Annotated in this window: 16 protein-coding genes; 7 read left to right on the top strand and 9 right to left on the bottom strand. The window is 34.8% G+C overall.

The features are described 5' to 3' along the window. Window positions 1–17: 17 nt before the first annotated feature. Window positions 18–1028, top strand: a complete 1011-nt coding sequence (locus M0214_RS07710; RefSeq protein ID WP_248724891.1) for an NAD-dependent epimerase/dehydratase family protein — start codon at window positions 18–20, stop codon at window positions 1026–1028. On the opposite strand, the gene M0214_RS07705 is transcribed toward M0214_RS07710, so the two are convergent. Genes M0214_RS07705 through M0214_RS07695 form a run of 3 tightly spaced genes read right to left on the bottom strand, consistent with a single transcriptional unit; the run spans window position 1003 to window position 3634 of the window. Next, window positions 1003–1539 carry a DUF4296 domain-containing protein gene (locus M0214_RS07705; RefSeq protein ID WP_256467959.1) on the bottom strand — a complete coding sequence of 179 codons (537 nt, stop codon included), beginning with the start codon at window positions 1537–1539 and terminating at the stop codon, window positions 1003–1005. The two genes, M0214_RS07710 and M0214_RS07705, sit on opposite strands and share 26 nt — an antisense overlap. After that, window positions 1539–2879 carry a dihydroorotase gene (locus tag M0214_RS07700; RefSeq protein WP_248724889.1) on the bottom strand — a complete coding sequence of 447 codons (1341 nt, stop codon included), beginning with the start codon at window positions 2877–2879 and terminating at the stop codon, window positions 1539–1541. The genes M0214_RS07705 and M0214_RS07700 overlap by 1 nt, the downstream gene beginning before the upstream one ends. Window positions 2880–2911: 32 nt before the next feature. Then, the gene (locus M0214_RS07695) at window positions 2912–3634 is read right to left on the bottom strand and encodes a polyprenol monophosphomannose synthase (protein WP_248724888.1); all 723 of its coding nucleotides are present in this window, start codon (window positions 3632–3634) and stop codon (window positions 2912–2914) included. A 116-nt stretch (window positions 3635–3750) separates the two neighbouring features. Here M0214_RS07695 and M0214_RS07690 point away from each other — a divergent pair, with 116 nt between their 5' ends. Next, window positions 3751–4395, top strand: a complete 645-nt coding sequence (locus tag M0214_RS07690) for a DUF4271 domain-containing protein (protein ID WP_248724887.1) — start codon at window positions 3751–3753, stop codon at window positions 4393–4395. A gap of 26 nt (window positions 4396–4421) precedes the next feature. Next, the gene (locus M0214_RS07685; RefSeq protein ID WP_248724886.1) at window positions 4422–5171 is read left to right on the top strand and encodes a uroporphyrinogen-III synthase; all 750 of its coding nucleotides are present in this window, start codon (window positions 4422–4424) and stop codon (window positions 5169–5171) included. Between the two features lie 56 nt (window positions 5172–5227). Here M0214_RS07685 and pckA read toward each other — a convergent pair whose 3' ends face one another. Then, complete coding sequence (gene pckA / locus M0214_RS07680; RefSeq protein WP_248724885.1) at window positions 5228–6844, bottom strand: phosphoenolpyruvate carboxykinase (ATP); 1617 nt, start codon at window positions 6842–6844, stop codon at window positions 5228–5230. A gap of 61 nt (window positions 6845–6905) precedes the next feature. Then, complete coding sequence (locus M0214_RS07675) at window positions 6906–7301, bottom strand: DUF423 domain-containing protein (protein ID WP_248724884.1); 396 nt, start codon at window positions 7299–7301, stop codon at window positions 6906–6908. A gap of 173 nt (window positions 7302–7474) precedes the next feature. On the opposite strand from M0214_RS07675, the gene M0214_RS07670 reads away from it, so the two are divergent. Both M0214_RS07670 and M0214_RS07665 read left to right on the top strand, forming a co-directional pair. Beyond that, on the top strand, window positions 7475–7945 hold the full coding sequence (locus M0214_RS07670) for an Lrp/AsnC family transcriptional regulator (protein WP_248724883.1): 471 nt from the start codon (window positions 7475–7477) through the stop codon (window positions 7943–7945). 84 nt (window positions 7946–8029) lie between these two features. Continuing rightward, window positions 8030–8566 (top strand): hypothetical protein, encoded by a 537-nt coding sequence (locus M0214_RS07665; protein WP_248724882.1) that lies wholly within the window; start codon window positions 8030–8032, stop codon window positions 8564–8566. Window positions 8567–8651: 85 nt separating this feature from the next. On the opposite strand, the gene M0214_RS07660 is transcribed toward M0214_RS07665, so the two are convergent. After that, the gene (locus tag M0214_RS07660; RefSeq protein WP_248724881.1) at window positions 8652–10193 is read right to left on the bottom strand and encodes a glycine--tRNA ligase; all 1542 of its coding nucleotides are present in this window, start codon (window positions 10191–10193) and stop codon (window positions 8652–8654) included. Window positions 10194–10298: 105 nt separating this feature from the next. Here M0214_RS07660 and M0214_RS07655 point away from each other — a divergent pair, with 105 nt between their 5' ends. Then, window positions 10299–10976, top strand: a complete 678-nt coding sequence (locus M0214_RS07655; protein WP_248724880.1) for a ComF family protein — start codon at window positions 10299–10301, stop codon at window positions 10974–10976. A gap of 58 nt (window positions 10977–11034) precedes the next feature. Then, window positions 11035–12657, top strand: coding sequence for an Ig-like domain-containing protein (locus tag M0214_RS07650; protein ID WP_248724879.1), 1623 nt, complete (start codon window positions 11035–11037; stop codon window positions 12655–12657). On the opposite strand, the gene M0214_RS07645 is transcribed toward M0214_RS07650, so the two are convergent. The 3 genes from M0214_RS07645 to M0214_RS07635 all read right to left on the bottom strand — a co-directional run bounded on the left by M0214_RS07645 (window position 12644) and on the right by M0214_RS07635 (window position 16405). Next, a complete protein-coding gene (locus M0214_RS07645) occupies window positions 12644–13423 on the bottom strand; it encodes an amidohydrolase (RefSeq protein WP_248724878.1) in 780 nt (259 codons plus the stop codon). The genes M0214_RS07650 and M0214_RS07645 overlap by 14 nt on opposite strands. Window positions 13424–13425: 2 nt before the next feature. Further along, window positions 13426–14571 (bottom strand): methionine aminotransferase, encoded by a 1146-nt coding sequence (locus M0214_RS07640; RefSeq protein ID WP_248724877.1) that lies wholly within the window; start codon window positions 14569–14571, stop codon window positions 13426–13428. Window positions 14572–14635: 64 nt separating this feature from the next. Continuing rightward, window positions 14636–16405, bottom strand: coding sequence for a DNA mismatch repair protein MutS (locus tag M0214_RS07635; protein WP_248724876.1), 1770 nt, complete (start codon window positions 16403–16405; stop codon window positions 14636–14638). Between the last annotated feature and the right edge of the window lie 26 nt (window positions 16406–16431).

Here is a 16431-nt window from a genome sequence, read left to right as displayed (position 1 = left end):
TTCTTTAATTTAGTTTTATGATACTAGTTACCGGCGGAACAGGATTGGTGGGAGCACATTTACTTTACAGACTTGCGAATAAAGACAATCATGTAAGAGCTATATACAGAAACGAACGTAAAATAGAACATGTAAAAAATGTATTTTCTTGTTATTCCGAAAACTATCATGATGTCTTCAAAAAAATAGAATGGGTAAAGGCCGATATACTTGACATCCCTGCATTGACTGATGTCTTTAAGGACATAGAATATGTATACCACTGCGCTGCGTTTGTATCTTTCGAACCCGACAAATATCTAATTTTAAGAAAAACCAATATTGAAGGAACAGCCAATGTGGTGAATCTCTGTTGTACCAATAACATAAAAAAACTTTGCTATGTAAGCTCTATAGCTACGCTAGGTGAGAGTTTAAATGAATCTCCAATTAATGAGGAAACTATTTGGAACGCTGAAGCAGACAATAGTGTATATGCCATCACTAAATATGGTGCCGAAATTGAAGTTTGGCGTGCCTCGCAGGAAGGATTGGATGTGGTGGTGGTTAATCCTGGTGTAATTATAGGGGCTGGTATATGGAAATACGGTTCCGGAAGTTTATTTAGAAAAGCAGCTAAAGGCCTAAAACACTATACTAATGGAAGCATAGGCTTGGTCTCAGTAATTGATGTAGTTGATATCATGGTAGATTTAATGCTAAGTCCAATCGTTAACGAACGTTTTGTTTTGGTCGCCGAAAACTGGTCTTATAAACGTTTTTTCAGTGCGCTTTCAAAGGCTGTAGGCAAAAACCCTCCGAAGCACCTTGCTAAACCTCTACTTTTGAAATTTGCTTGGAAAATAGATTGGCTTAAAACGAAACTTACTGGAAAAAGAAGGCGAATAACAAAACATATCGTTAGCTCCATTTCCACAAAGAAAAACTACAGTAGCGACAAAGTAAAAAAAACGCTTAATTACAGTTTTAAACCTATAGAAGAAAGCATTATAGAAGTCGGAGCTATTTATCTGAAACAGGATCGATAAGCTCTAATTCATCATCAATATCTATGTCCTCAAGTTCATGTATCAACATTGGGTTATTTCCAACTGTTTCAGTTTTTGAATCTTTAGCTATTTCCCTTAATGAATCTCTTGTTTTGAGCACCTGATTTAATGAATCCCTGCTTTTTCTTTCTGCGATTTTAATTTCCGCTTCTTTTAGTTCTTTATATTTAGTTTCTAAAAGGTCTAGACTATCTTTTACCATTTGGTAAATCTCCTCATAATCCTTGACACGATGCGTATAATACATATTGCTCTCGGCAAATTGAGCACTATCTATATTATACTTTTTAAAGATATAACTGTTTGGAAAAACCCTATTTTCCTGTAATATTTTTTTGTTTAGGGGACTAGCTGAAGAAATCAATTTCGCATCAATTAAAATGCATACCATGTCTTTCTTAGAAATTAAGTTTTTAGGTTTGCTTATGCTACGAGTACATCCTAAAAGACAAAAAACTATAAATAGAACTAAAAATGTTAGCCTGTACATTATCTATTAAAGGTTAATCGTTTTGCATACTTTACAGCACTGAATTTAGCATTGTGATAAGCCATACTTCCGTTTACAAAGGTATGTGTTATTCTCGATTTAAAAGTTGCCCCTTCAAACGGTGACCAACCACATTTGTATAAGATATTATCTTTAGTAACCGTCCAAGGATTATTTAAATCTACTAAAACCAAATCGGCATAATAACCCTCCTTAACAAAGCCTCTTCTATCTATTTCGAACATAATAGAGGGATTGTGACACATTTTTTCAACTATTTTTTCCAAAGAAATTTTTCCTTTATGGTACATTTCTAACATCGCTGGCAGCGCATGTTGAACTAGAGGCCCTCCCGACGGCGCCTTGGTATAAACATTATTTTTATCTTCTATGGTATGCGGTGCGTGATCTGTAGCAATAACATCAATTCTATCATCTAACAACGCCTCCCATAATTGATCTCTGTCTTTAGCTGTTTTAACCGCAGGATTCCACTTAATTAAGGTCCCTTTATTCTTGTAATCTTCATCAGAAAACCAAAGGTGGTGAATACATACTTCAGAAGTTATCTTCTTGTCCTTTAGCGCTATATCGTTGGTAAACAAATTGGTTTCCTTTCCTGTAGACAAATGAAAAACATGTAATCGAGCACCAGTTTCTTTAGCTAATTCTATGGCTTTGGAAGACGACAAATAACAAGCATCTTCACTTCTTATTACAGGATGTTCCTCTATTGGGATGTCCTCGCCATATTTGCTCAAGTGCGCCTCTAAATTTTTTCTAATGGTTGCTTCATCCTCACAATGCACTGAAATTCGCAAATTGGTATTAGAAAAAATCTTTTTTAATACTTCTGGATCATCAACAAGCATATTTCCAGTTGAAGACCCCAAAAACAGTTTTAGACCTGCAACTTGATTCGCATCTAGTTTTAAAATTTCATCTAAATTATCGTTAGTACCACCAAACATAAAAGAATAGTTTGCAGACGAGTTCTTGGCCGCTATTTCAAACTTTTCTTCCAACTTCTCAACCGTTGTAGTTTGCGGATTTGTATTAGGCATTTCTATAAATGATGTAATACCTCCTGCAATAGCTGCTTTAGATTCTGTTTCTATATTGGCTTTATGGGTTAAACCCGGTTCCCTGAAATGAACTTGATCATCTATGGCTCCAGGTAAAAGATATTTCCCCTCTGCATCTAACACCAAAACATCTGGCGATTTAGGCGTTAAGGATTCTCCTATCTTCTTAATATATTCTCCCTCGATTAAAACATCGCCATTAAACACAGTACCTTCATTAACTATGTTGGCATTTTTTATTAGTGTTTTTTTCATGTTCTATATTTTTTGCCTTCTTACAGAAGACTTTATTTTTTAAAGAAGCTCTTTATTTTCATTGATATAACTCCAAAAACAGCTTCCGATATAATTCCTTTACTTAATTTAGATTCCCCCTTTGTACGATCGGTAAAGATAACAGGCACTTCTTTTATTTCGAATTTCTTAAGATACGCTTTAAATTTCATTTCAATTTGAAACGCATAACCAATAAACTTAATTGTATCTAAATCTATCGATTCTAGTACCTTTCGCTTATAACAGACATAACCTGCTGTGGTATCATTAATATTCATACCTGTTATAAATCGAACATATTTAGACGCACAATACGACATTAAAACCCTGCCCATAGGCCAGTTTACCACATTAACACCTGTTATATACCTTGACCCAATAGACATATCTGCACCCTCAATAGCACAGGTATCGTATAATCGCTGTAAATCTTTTGGATTATGGGAAAAGTCGGCATCCATTTCAAAAATATACTCATAGCTATTATCTAAACACCACTTAAAGCCATGGATATAAGCTGTACCTAGACCAGATTTCTCTTGCCTAACTTCTAAATGCAGTCTTCCCTTAAATTCTTTCTGAAGTGTTTTCACCCTGGAAGCTGTGGCATCTGGTGAATTATCATCAACTATGAGGATATGAATATCATCAGACTGCGAAAATACAGCTTTCACAATAGCTTCAACATTTTCAATTTCGTTATAGGTTGGGATGATAACGATGGCTCCTTCCATATTCAGTTTGTCTGAGCTTTCATTCATGGCAAATGTACGGCAATATGGGTTTATTTTTTTTAAATATTCCTCAATAATTTAAGCTTCTTATTAATAATTTATAATAATTTTAACCCATGCTTAGGGAAATAGTATCTAATGAAATATTCACGGCATTGCTTGTAGTTGGGTTAATTATCGTAGCTCTCGCTAAGCTTAAAGACCCCAAACGTTTCAACGATTTTATCTCGGTTCCCGGCAACTCCAAATACTTAAAAATATACTCTAGAGACCAAAAATTTTTAGACAATTTTGATGCATTGCTATTCGGAAATCTTGTGATTACACTTTCATTGTTTTCGTATACACTGTTTGAATACACCACAGGTCAAGATACGTTCTTGCCTAATACGCTCATAAAATTTGGTATTGGTATTGCCACTTTTTTTCTAATTAAAGTACTTTTGGAGCGTCTTATTGCAAGTCTCTTTGAGATGGAAAAATTGGTTTCAGACTATCTTTTTCAGAAAATAAGCTACAAAAATTATCTTGGCATATTGTTGCTACCAATAAACTGTTTTATCCTTTACAGTTTTGAATTAACATTACCTTTAATTTATGTAATGATTATTATTTTATTAACAGTTAATATTATTGGGCTCATAACGTCTTTCAAAACATACCAAAGTTTAATAAAACAATACTTTTTCTATTTTATTTTGTATCTTTGCGCTCTCGAAATTGCACCCTATGTAATAATATACAAGGTGTTTATGACTTAGAAACTACGAACAAACTACTTTGGCCTATGAAAGTGAAAACAATTTTAGTATCTCAACCAGAACCTAAAATAGAGAACTCACCATATTTTGATTTAGAGGAAAAGCAAAAGGTTAAAATAGACTTTAGACCTTTCATACATGTTGAAGGCGTGTCTGCTAAAGAGGTTAGGCAACAAAAAGTAGACCTAAAAAATTACACGGCCATTATACTTACCAGTAGAAATGCTGTAGACCACTTTTTTAGAGTTGCTGAAGAAATGCGTTTTAAAGTACCAGATACTATGAAATACTTCTGCCAGTCTGAAGCGGTTGCCTACTATCTGCAAAAATATGTAGTATATAGAAAACGTAAGATTTATGTTGGAAAACGTACGTTCGCAGAGCTTTCACCTTTAATTAAAAAGTATAAAGACGAAAAGTTCTTGTTACCAAATACCGATAAAGTTAAACCTCTAGTTCCTGAAACTTTAGATGGTTTAGGTATTGATTGGAAACAAGCAACGTTCTACAAAACAGTTGTTAGTGATTTATCAGACCTTGCCGATGTTTATTATGATGTTTTAGTATTTTTCAGTCCTTCGGGTATTGAATCTCTGTTTCAAAACTTCCCTGATTTTAAACAGAATAATACACGCATAGCTGTTTTTGGTAATACCACCATAAAAGCGGTAAAGGAAAAAGGGTTACGCGTAGATATAGCCGCTCCAACTCCTGAAACACCTTCCATGACGATGGCTTTGCAGAAATACATTGAAGAAGTCAACAAAAAAAAGTAATTAAACCACTTTAAATATAAAATCCCGATTCTTATTTGAATCGGGATTTTTTTCTATTAAAACGCATATCGTTGCGGACCTCCACGTCTAATTTCCTCATTACAATGCGCCTCAAACTTTTTAAAGTTCTCGCGAAACGCATTTGTTAGCTTAAATGCCATGGTATAATACGCTTCATCATCGTTCCAGGTTTGTCTGGGGCTTAATACACTCGTTGGTACGCCCGGACAGGTTCTAGGTTGAGCAACTCCAAATACTGAATGAATATGATAATCATCATAGTTATACAGTCCTAGTTCGCCATTTAAAACAGCATTTATCATAGCCCTGGTGTATTTAAGTTCCATACGCTTACCTACACCGTAAGGGCCTCCTGTCCAACCTGTATTAACAAGCCAAACATTAACACCAGCATCAATCATTTTTTTACTTAGCATTTCGGCATACTTAGCAGGGTGTAGCGGCATAAAAGGCGCTCCAAAACATGCCGAAAAAGAAGGCACAGGCTCTACAACTCCAGCTTCGGTTCCAGCCACCTTGGCAGTGTAACCAGAAATAAAGTGATAGGCAGCCTGGCTAGGGGTTAATTTCGATATTGGTGGAATAACCCCAAAAGCATCTGCTGTTAAAAAGAATATATTTTTAGGATTAAAACCTACTGATGGCACTTGAATATTTTCAATAAAATGTATTGGGTAACTTACTCTTGTATTTTGTGTTATAGAAGTATCTTTGAAATTCACCACGCCATTAGCATCTAAAATCACATTCTCAAGGATTGCTCCTTTTTTTATGGCATCAAAAATCTCAGGTTCCTTATCTCGCGATAAATTAATAACCTTAGCATAACAGCCGCCTTCAAAATTAAACACATTGTTGTCGTTGGTCCAGCCATGCTCGTCATCTCCTATTAAACTTCTATTTGGATCTGTAGACAAAGTTGTTTTACCAGTTCCTGATAGGCCGAAAAATATTGCGGTGTCGCCATTTGCCCCAACATTTGCACTACAATGCATGGGCAATGTGTCTTTGTAAACTGGTAAAATGAAATTTAATGCAGAAAATATACCTTTCTTTATTTCACCTGTATAACCGGTACCTCCAATAAGTGCTATCTTTTTTGTAAAGTTAATTATGGCAAAATTATGCTGACGCGTTCCATCTTCATCAGGATTGGCCATAAATCCGGGAGCATTAATTACTGTCCATTCTGGCTTAAAACGTTTTAAGTCTTCTTCTTCGGGTCTCAAAAACATGTTATATGCAAACTGATTGCTCCAAGGGTATTCGTTAACCACTCTTAGGTTCAATCTATAATTAGGGTCAGCACAAGCATAGCAGTCGCGCACAAATAGTTCTTTATTAGAAAGATAATCAACAACCTTATTGTACAATAAGTCAAAATTTTCACTGTCGAACGGAATGTTAATATCACCCCACCACACACGATCTTTAGTAATATCATCCTTAACGATAAACCGGTCCTTCGGGGATCTTCCGGTAAATTCACCAGTATTTATTGCTAAAGCCCCAGAAGAGGCTTCCTTTCCAAATCCGTTATTAATACAATAATCGTGTAATTCTTCGGGAGACAATTGATAATTAATCTGAGCATTTTTAATACCGTAATGCTCTAAAGTCAGTTCTTTTGAAACCGAATTTTGATTCGCCATACCTTTTCAGTTAAATTATTTTTACTAAAAATATGACATTTGAAGGATTACAAATTCAATTTTAACGCTTTTTTTTATCAATTCTTAAAAAACTAATCAATAAACAAATCCAAGCGATTATGAAGAGTAAACCACCAATTGGGGTTATAAAACCAATGGTCTTAAAATCGAATGAAGACAGCTCGTTAGTAGCCAATCCATAAATGGAACCAGAGAAAAACAGAACTCCAAAAACTACGAGGAAATATATTAAACTTTTCATTTTGCCGGTAACCAAATTAGTGTTTCCAACAAATAACAATAGAATGGCATGATACATTTGGTAACGCACCCCAGTTTCGAAAGTGTTCTGAGATGAAGCAGTAATCAATTCTTTTAATCCATGCGCCCCGAAAGCACCTAAAATAATTGCAATTATTCCTAAAGAAGCCCCAGTTATTAAAATAGATTTTCTCATTTTTTCTCCAGATACAGATATAAAAACACAAAAATAATCAACTAATTCTTAGAAAAAGGCTAAACACATGCTATAAAAATCACTTTTTATTTATTCGAACAATCATTTACACGGTTTTTGTTTTAGATTGAAACCAAATGATTACATTTGTATTTTAAACAGAAACTAACCAGATGAAGAATAAAGAAAAAGCCCTTACCATAGATGGTATAGATAAAAAGATTTTACGCGCGCTCATGGTAGATGCCAGAACACCTATTTTAGAAATAGCACGTAACGTGGGGATTTCAGGTGCGGCCATTCACCAACGCTTGCGTAAACTTGAAAAATCTGGTTTAATTACAGGCTCTAAATTTGTGATTAACCCAAGGGTATTGGGTTACACTACCGTTGCTTTTATTGGGGTATATTTAGATAAAGCTATTCACAATCCCGAAGCCATTAAGCAACTCAAAAAAGTCCCGGAGGTTTTAGAATGCCATTATACTACCGGAAACTGGAATGTTTTGATAAAGATTATTTGTAAAAACAATGCGCATTTAATGCATTTGTTGAACGATGAAATCCAGACAATTTCAGGAGTTTCAAGAACCGAGACATTTATTTCTTTAGATCAGCAGATTGATAGACAGATGAAAATATAAAGAAAAACTTTCTTTATATATAAGATTTTTCGTTATTTCGGTATAGTTTTTGGGTTATTTCAAGTAATCAAAAAACCAAATAAAATGAAAAAACTTTCGATTATTTCTTTCTTACTATTACTTCTTTATGCACCCCTATTTTCTCAAGAAAATGATCGTGATATTAGTAGTACAAATAACTCAAGCGAAATAAAACTTAATGGATTATTTTTGATTTTAGGAGCTTTTGAAGGCACATACGAATACATTTTAAATGAAGAATCTGCGGTTGGCGTTTCTGTTTTTCTACCTTTTGATAATGACGTAAGGGATGAAGCCCAATACTATATACTACCTTATTATCGCATGTATTTTGGACGTAAAAAAAATGCTTCAGGTTTTTTTGCGGAAGGATTTGGCATGTTAAATTCCTTAGACAGGAGTATTAGTTTTATTAGTTCTTCTGGTGATGATTATAAAACCGATTTTGCAGTAGGTTTTGCAATTGGTAGTAAGTGGGTTACAAGTAGAGGGGTTAGTTTTGAATTATTATACGGTATAGGCAGAAATCTCTTTCAGAATGATGACTCGGATTATGCTATTGTCCCTAGGTTTGGTTTTAATTTTGGTTATCGATTTTAATAACACTAAAAAGATACAAAACAAAACCCAGAGCCATGGCTCTGGGTTTTGTTTTTATAGAGATTCCTGCTTTCACAGGAATATGTTACATCCTCATTAACCAAGAACGTACATCTACTTGCTTCTTGATAATATCTCTTAAATCATCAATATTAACACGTTCCTGCTCCATAGAGTCCCTATGACGAATCGTAACCGTGTTATCTTCTAAAGTGTCATGATCTACGGTAATACAGAATGGTGTTCCATTGGCATCTTGTCTTCTGTAACGACGTCCTACTGCATCCTTCTCATCATATATTACATTGAAATCCCATTTAAGTTCTTCAACAATCTTACGAGCTACTTCAGGCAATCCATCTTTTTTAACTAAAGGCAAGATAGCAGCTTTAACCGGTGCTAATACGCTTGGTAATTTTAAAACGGTTCTTGTGGTTCCATTTTCTAACTCTTCTTCTTGCAATGAATTAGAGAATACAGCCAAAAACATTCTATCTAAACCAATAGATGTTTCTAGAACATAGGGTACATAGCTTTTATTTTCTTCTGGGTCGAAATATTGAAGTTTCTTGCCTGAGAATTTTTCATGCTGACTTAAATCGAAATCGGTTCTTGAATGAATACCTTCTAACTCTTTAAACCCAAACGGGAACTTAAATTCTATATCGGCAGCTGCATCGGCATAATGCGCCAACTTTTCATGATCATGGAAACGGTACAAATCTTCTCCCATACCCAACGACAAATGCCATTTTAAACGGGTTTCTTTCCAGTGCTCATACCATTCTTTTTGAGTTCCTGGCTTAATAAAAAACTGCATTTCCATTTGTTCAAACTCACGCATTCTAAAAATGAATTGCCTTGCTACAATCTCATTCCTAAAAGCTTTACCCGTTTGTGCTATTCCGAAAGGAATTTTTAAACGGCTTGTTTTTTGAACATTAAGGAAATTCACAAAGATACCTTGAGCCGTTTCAGGACGTAAATATAAATCCATGGCATTATCGGCAGAGGCCCCTAATTTGGTTCCAAACATAAGATTGAACTGCTTAACATCTGTCCAATTTTTTGAACCTGTTAATGGATCTGCAATACCTAATTCCTCAATAAGTGCTTTTACACCGGCTAAATCTTCATTCTCAAGTGATTTCGCCATTCTAGAAAGAATCGTATTTATCTTTTCTTGATATCCGAGAACACGCCCGTTTGTTGTTATAAACTCTTCTTTATTGAAGTCATCTCCAAATCGTTTGGCCGCTTTTATGACTTCCTTATCAATTTTAGCTTCTATTTTAGCACAATAGTCTTCTATTAAAACATCAGCTCTATAGCGTTTTTTAGAATCTTTATTATCGATTAAAGGGTCATTAAAAGCATCTACGTGACCAGAGGCTTTCCATGTCGTTGGGTGCATAAAAATAGCAGCATCGATTCCCACAATATTCTCGTGCATTTGTACCATGGCTTTCCACCAGTAATCACGTATATTTTTCTTTAACTCTGCACCATTCTGCGCATAGTCATATACTGCACTTAAACCATCGTAAACCTCACTACTTTGAAACACGTACCCATACTCCTTAGCATGAGAAATAACCTTCTTAAATTTATCGTCTTGATTTGCCATAGCTGCAAAAATATAAAACCGCCTGAAACTAATGGCTTTGAAGATTGAAATTTCGATAAAAATGAAGTAATTTTTATTTAAGTTTATGGCAACTCAACTAAAAACATGTTTAAATCGCTTTTAAATTTATTTTTTCCAAAAGTATGCTACGCTTGTTCTACTTTATTGAGCGATAATGAAGATACTATTTGCATAAACTGCCGCCACGATTTTCCTGTAACTAATTTTCATTTTGACAAGGATGAAAGTTTAAAAAAAGTACTTTATGGTAGGGCGAAGATTGAGAATGGCACTGCTCTGTTCCGATTCGAAAAAGAAGGCCCCGTTCAGCGTTTAATACACGGACTAAAATACAGAGGTTACGAAAACATTGGATTCACATTAGGTAATTGGCTTGGTGGAGAACTTAAAGACGTTGAAGCCTACCAAGACATAGATATTGTAATTCCTGTTCCGCTACATAAAAAAAAGCTCCAAAAACGCGGTTATAATCAAGTAGCGAAATTTGGACAACAAATTGCACTTGCCCTAAACGCCAACTATATAGATAATGCACTTGTAAAAATTACCAACACGAAGTCTCAAACTAAAAAAACAAGACTTGCCCGATGGAAGAATAGCGAGGAACTTTTTGCCATGAAAAACATTACAGCCATAGAGAATAAACACATTTTACTTGTTGATGACATCATCACTACGGGTGCAACAATTGAAGCCTGTAGCCTTGTTCTAAACCAAGCTAAAAACGTAAAAATAAGTGTTGCTACCATGGCAATAGCTTAACGAATTAAGCGTTATATCTTCAAAAATTATGTAGGTTTGTGGAAAATTTAAACTGGTAATGACTAAAAGCCTTTCAAATTTTATTTTAATCATCTGCTTAACGCTTGTATTTATAAATTGTGCCAACAGAGGCACTCCAGAAGGCGGCCCCAAAGATGAAACTCCTCCAGAAATCACAAGAGAATTTCCAGAGAATTACACTACCAATTTTAACGCTACTGAAATTGAGATTTCTTTTAACGAGTTTATAAAAATAAAAGACTTACAAAAGCAACTTATCATCTCGCCTCCAATGGAATACCCTCCAGAAGTTAGACCTTTAAGTGGCGCGAGTAAAAAAATTACCATTAAAATAATTGATACGTTACAACCAAATACAACTTACGCCTTCAATTTCGGGAACAGTATTACCGATAACAACGAAGGAAATCCTTACCCGTATTATCGTTATGTGCTTTCTACAGGAGACTATATTGACTCCCTTAAAGTAAATGGTAATATTGTAGATGCCTACTTTAAAGCACCCGAAACCTTTGTTAACGTAGCATTATATGAAGTGGATTCGACATTCACAGACTCGATAGTCTACAAACAAGTGCCCAAGTATATTACCAATACCCTAGATAGCTTAACCACTTTTTCTATCGAAAATGTAAAAGCTGGCAAATACATGCTTATGGCTTTAAAGGACAATAACGGAGATAATAAGTTTCAACAGAAAACTGACCAAATTGCCTTTCATAAAGAATTTATAACCGTCCCAACAGATTCGAGTTACACACTTAAACTTTTTAAAGAAAATCTAGATTTTAATGCTACTAAACCTAAAATGGAATCGGGCGAAAAAATCACTTTTGGATTTGAGGGAGATTACAAAAACATGAAGATTGACTTACAATCTAAGGTTCCAGACGATTTTGCGTATAGTATTGTTAAAGATGAAAAAACAGATACACTTTATTATTGGTACAAGCCCAAGCTAGAAGAAATAGACTCTTTAATTTTTAAAATAACCAATACCGATTACGAAAAAGAATATACGGCTCGTATTAGAGACCTAGAACGGGATTCTTTGGTTATAAAACCTGTAAACTCTGGTACTATTAGCCGAGGCGAGACTTTTAAAATTTCGGCTTCTACACCATTAGTAAATTTAGATACTTCCAAAATTACCCTTATTGACAACGACTCTACTTTTGTGAAATTTAATACGAAGTTTGACACGATAAATAACACCTACAGCTTCGATTTTGAAAAAGTCTACGAAAACCGATACGAATTCACCATTGAACCTGAGGCTTTCACTGATTTTTATAACATAACTAATACAGACACTTTACAATACTCTGTTAGTATTAGAAAAGAATCTGATTATGGTTTCGCAAAACTAATACTTGTTGGAACAGAATATCCAGTGATTATTCAATTAACAGACAATAAAGGCGAAGTGAAATATGAAAAATATTCAAGAAAGCCAGAAGAAGTTGAATTCTTAGATTTGAATCCTGGAAAGTATAATATTAGAGTAATCTACGATGCTAATGGTAATGAAAGGTATGATAGTGGAAACTACCTATTGAAAATACAACCAGAGAAAGTTAGCCATTTTATATTCGATAACGATGAGCAAATTCGAGCGAATTGGGGGCTCATACAAACCTTAAATTTTATACAAGAGTAAAATCATCCTTATCATCTAAAAACTTTAGAGCATTTCTATACTTTTTAATATGCTGTTTTTCTAAAGTTACTATTTCAATCTGTTCTTTATTTGGCTGAAAATTAGTAATCATTTCTCCCAAAACATCATAGACAGCTGAGTGCCCGCAATATTCAATATTGATGCCGTCAACCCCTACTCTATTCACACCAATACAATAACTCATATTTTCTATGGCTCTGGCTTTTAACAAGGCATCCCAGGCAGAAACTCTTGGCTTTGGCCAATTGGCGACATAAAGCAAAACGTCATAATCCTCAGTATTTCTTGCCCAAACAGGAAAACGTAAGTCGTAGCAGATTAAAGGACAAATCTTCCAGCCTTTATAATCAATAATCACCCGTGCTGTTCCTTTAGAATAAATCTTATCCTCTCCAGCTAGAGTAAACGTGTGCTTTTTATCGTAGGTTATAACTCCACCCGTAGGCTCCACAAATAATAAGCGATTATAAAATTTTTGTGCTTCAGAAGTTATAATACTCCCAATAATTGCAGTATTGAATTTAGAAACCATTGTTTTCATCCACGCCACGGTTTCTCCCTGCATGCTTTCAGCTAAGCCTTGTGCATTCATGGTAAAACCAGTTGTAAACATTTCGGGGAGTACAATCAAGTCCACTTCTGCAGAAATTGACTTTATTTTTTCTTCAAAATTGACTCTATTTTGCTTAGGATTTTCCCAAACTAAATCAGATTGTATCAATGCTATTTTTAATTGTTCTCGCATTTCTAAATCGTATTTAAAATATCGGCTGCCCGTTTTAAAGTATCATCTTTTTTTGCAAAACAAAAACGAAGTACTTTTTCATTTAATCCGTTGGTATTGAAAACCGATAAAGGTATAGAGGCTATCTTCTTTTCAATAGTCCATCGCTTGGCTAAATCCACATCATTTTCATTGGTAATTTCTGAATAGTCTAACAACTGAAAATAGGAGCCCTTGGCTGGTACAAACTTGAATCTGGACGTTTTGATTAAATTTAGAAAAAAATCGCGTCTTTCCTGATAAAATTGAGATAATCCCAAATAATGCTCTGGGTTTTGCATGTAATCTGCGATAGCCTTTTGGGTAGGATGATGGATACCGAATACGATATACTGGTGTACTTTTACAAACTCATTCATAAGTTCTTTTGGTGCACAACAATAACCAATACGCCATCCCGTATTGTGAAATGTTTTACAGAACGACCCCACAACAAAAGTTCTAGACTTTAAATCGGGGAACATGCAGGCACTTTGATGCTGTAAGTCATCGAAGACCATATGCTCATATACTTCATCGCTCAAAATAATGATATTGGTATCTTTTGTCAGTTCCTGTAAATCCAGCATATCTGATTTAGAAAACACAGTACCCGTTGGGTTGTGAGGCGAATTAACAATAATCATTTTGGTGTTATTATTAATTCTTGCCCTTACTTCGTTCCAGTTTACTTTGAAATTATTCGAAGCTCTCAATTGAACAGGAATCACTTTTCCACCATTAAGTTCTACCAATGGTTGGTAACTATCATAAGCTGGTTGAAAAATAATAACCTCATCACCTTTATTCACAAAAGCGGTAATCGTCGTAGAAATCGCCTGCGTTGCACCTGCAGTAATGGTAATCTCGCTTTCGGGGTGGTAGGTTGTTGCGTAAAGACTATCAAACTTTTTAGCAATCGCTTCTTTTAGCTCTAAAAGTCCTCTCATGGGAGCATAGTGGTTGTAACCCGAATTCATGGCTTTACTTAGAAGATCTACCAACTTTTTATCGCTATCAAAATCTGGAAACCCTTGAGATAGGTTAACCGCATTGTGTTCTTTGGCCAAGGCACTCATGACGGTAAAAATAGTCGTCCCAAGGTTTGGTAGTTTAGAAGTATACTGCATGGGTTAAATGGATTTTACGCAATCATTTTGTTTTAATAGACCCTACTTTTTAGAATGATTAAACCTATACAATCTCCATCTTTTTAAGCAAAAATGAAGCGTTCATATTTTGGCAAATCCCTTTCTTTAATTTATAATCGAAATGCAATTCGTTGTTTATAATTTCGGCATCGAAATAATAGTTCTTCACAGCTTCTAGCTGTTCTTCAATCTCACACAAACTTAAATCGTGTGTTGCTATAACCCCTGTAGCATTAGACGCCACTAGTTTCTCGACAAACTTCTTCGACCCTATTGCTTTGTCTGTACTATTTGTTCCTTTTAAAATTTCATCTAAAATTATAAAATAAGGCTCTTTAGCAATGGTATCGACTATGAACTTAAGACGTTTTAATTCCGAAAAGAAATAAGAACTATCATCGGTCAACGAGTCTGTGGTTCGCATACTTGTAATTAACTTTACAGGTGAATATTGACTGTGTTTAGCACAAATTGGCAATCCCATATTTGCCATAACAATATGTAATGATACCGTTCTCAAGAACGTACTCTTTCCAGCCATATTAGCCCCTGTAACAATGAAAAATTGCTCGTTTTCGATAAGCAAATCACTATCTACCCGCTTTGTTTTATCCAGAAGCGGATGCCCCAACCCTTTTGCTTTTATAACGTTATCCTTTTCCGATATTTCAGGATAAATAAAACCTGGATGATTGTAAGCATAGTTTCCTAAGGAATTATAAGCATCGAAAAAAGAAACTACTTCGAACCAATCTTCAACCTTATCTCCATAACTCTCAATCCATTTTTCAATGCGATAACTATTCCTAATATCCGTTAAAAAATAACCATTTCCAAAAATGGCTCCAATGATATTATTTCGGTTGTCAAGTGCATCCAAAGCCCTGGAAAGCGCTTTAAAAATAGCCGAGGCCTCTTTGCTTTCAGATTTAATTTGGCTTTGCTTCTTTCTAAGAAATTCTGAAGTAAAAGTTTCTTCTTCAATTAATTTTAATAGCTGGGCATATTGCCTAAATGTGTCTTTAAGTTTATCTGTTTGTAAAGAAAGTATATTTATTTTTTTCACATAAGGCCCCGTAATAGCTAAACCCACAAAAAGCCAATACATAAGAAAAGTAGCTTCAATGACATTTGCTAATGTAAGCCCCAATATTATGATTGTAGCCACTATAAAAGCCAATGGCAACCACCTCATAATATTGGACAAAAAGGTTTGATATTTCCTCAACCAATCTATAATCTCCCTGGCAGGAGTTTCTACATCGACTAAACTAGAGGTCGCCCCGTAATACTGTCGCCATTTGGGTTTTTCGCTTAACTCTTTTATAGCTTTTTGTCTAGCGGTAATATCTTCAATATTATTGGCTTTTAACATAGAAGCTAATGTCTCCGCGCCCTCTTTTATGTTAGTTCTATTAACAAACTGAAAAAAAGACCCACGACCAAATAAATCTATATCTAAGCTGTAAAAATGAGCTGGATCTTGAAACTGAAGGCCCTTTTCCCTATCATAAAAATCTCCTGAAGCTATTTTAATTTCATCGCTATTAATCTCTGTCAAAGCATCGTTAAAAGCTTTATTATGCTTAATATCGGTATATCTAGAAAGTAATTTCACAAATACTACCGTACCTAATAAAGCTATCGCTACAGCCAATTGCCAAGCATCAAAAGTGAGATAAACACCAAATCCGGTTAACACAAAAACAAGTAGACGTAACAGGCTCAAAGAGGTCATAAGCTTATAACATGCCTTGGCTTTTGCTTTATAGGTTTCTGAATGTTCTTTATAATATTCTAATGGATTGTGCATAGCTTAACAATGTGTAGTAAATAAAC

The sequence above is a fragment of the Seonamhaeicola sp. ML3 genome (assembly GCF_023273855.1).
In the GTDB taxonomy this organism is placed as follows: Bacteria; Bacteroidota; Bacteroidia; order Flavobacteriales; family Flavobacteriaceae; genus Seonamhaeicola.
This window is presented reverse-complemented; position numbering and strand designations above follow the sequence as displayed.

What these genes read in the sequence shown, in the direction of transcription:
- M0214_RS07710 (WP_248724891.1), top strand. Translation starts at nt 18, where the DNA reads ATGATACTAGTTACCGGCGGAACAGGATTGGTGGGAGCACATTTACTT.
- M0214_RS07705 (WP_256467959.1), bottom strand. Translation starts at nt 1,539, where the DNA reads ATGTACAGGCTAACATTTTTAGTTCTATTTATAGTTTTTTGTCTTTTA.
- M0214_RS07700 (WP_248724889.1), bottom strand. Translation starts at nt 2,879, where the DNA reads ATGAAAAAAACACTAATAAAAAATGCCAACATAGTTAATGAAGGTACT.
- M0214_RS07695 (WP_248724888.1), bottom strand. Translation starts at nt 3,634, where the DNA reads ATGGAAGGAGCCATCGTTATCATCCCAACCTATAACGAAATTGAAAAT.
- M0214_RS07690 (WP_248724887.1), top strand. Translation starts at nt 3,751, where the DNA reads ATGCTTAGGGAAATAGTATCTAATGAAATATTCACGGCATTGCTTGTA.
- M0214_RS07685 (WP_248724886.1), top strand. Translation starts at nt 4,422, where the DNA reads ATGAAAGTGAAAACAATTTTAGTATCTCAACCAGAACCTAAAATAGAG.
- pckA (WP_248724885.1), bottom strand. Translation starts at nt 6,844, where the DNA reads ATGGCGAATCAAAATTCGGTTTCAAAAGAACTGACTTTAGAGCATTAC.
- M0214_RS07675 (WP_248724884.1), bottom strand. Translation starts at nt 7,301, where the DNA reads ATGAGAAAATCTATTTTAATAACTGGGGCTTCTTTAGGAATAATTGCA.
- M0214_RS07670 (WP_248724883.1), top strand. Translation starts at nt 7,475, where the DNA reads ATGAAGAATAAAGAAAAAGCCCTTACCATAGATGGTATAGATAAAAAG.
- M0214_RS07665 (WP_248724882.1), top strand. Translation starts at nt 8,030, where the DNA reads ATGAAAAAACTTTCGATTATTTCTTTCTTACTATTACTTCTTTATGCA.
- M0214_RS07660 (WP_248724881.1), bottom strand. Translation starts at nt 10,193, where the DNA reads ATGGCAAATCAAGACGATAAATTTAAGAAGGTTATTTCTCATGCTAAG.
- M0214_RS07655 (WP_248724880.1), top strand. Translation starts at nt 10,299, where the DNA reads ATGTTTAAATCGCTTTTAAATTTATTTTTTCCAAAAGTATGCTACGCT.
- M0214_RS07650 (WP_248724879.1), top strand. Translation starts at nt 11,035, where the DNA reads ATGACTAAAAGCCTTTCAAATTTTATTTTAATCATCTGCTTAACGCTT.
- M0214_RS07645 (WP_248724878.1), bottom strand. Translation starts at nt 13,423, where the DNA reads ATGCGAGAACAATTAAAAATAGCATTGATACAATCTGATTTAGTTTGG.
- M0214_RS07640 (WP_248724877.1), bottom strand. Translation starts at nt 14,571, where the DNA reads ATGCAGTATACTTCTAAACTACCAAACCTTGGGACGACTATTTTTACC.
- M0214_RS07635 (WP_248724876.1), bottom strand. Translation starts at nt 16,405, where the DNA reads ATGCACAATCCATTAGAATATTATAAAGAACATTCAGAAACCTATAAA.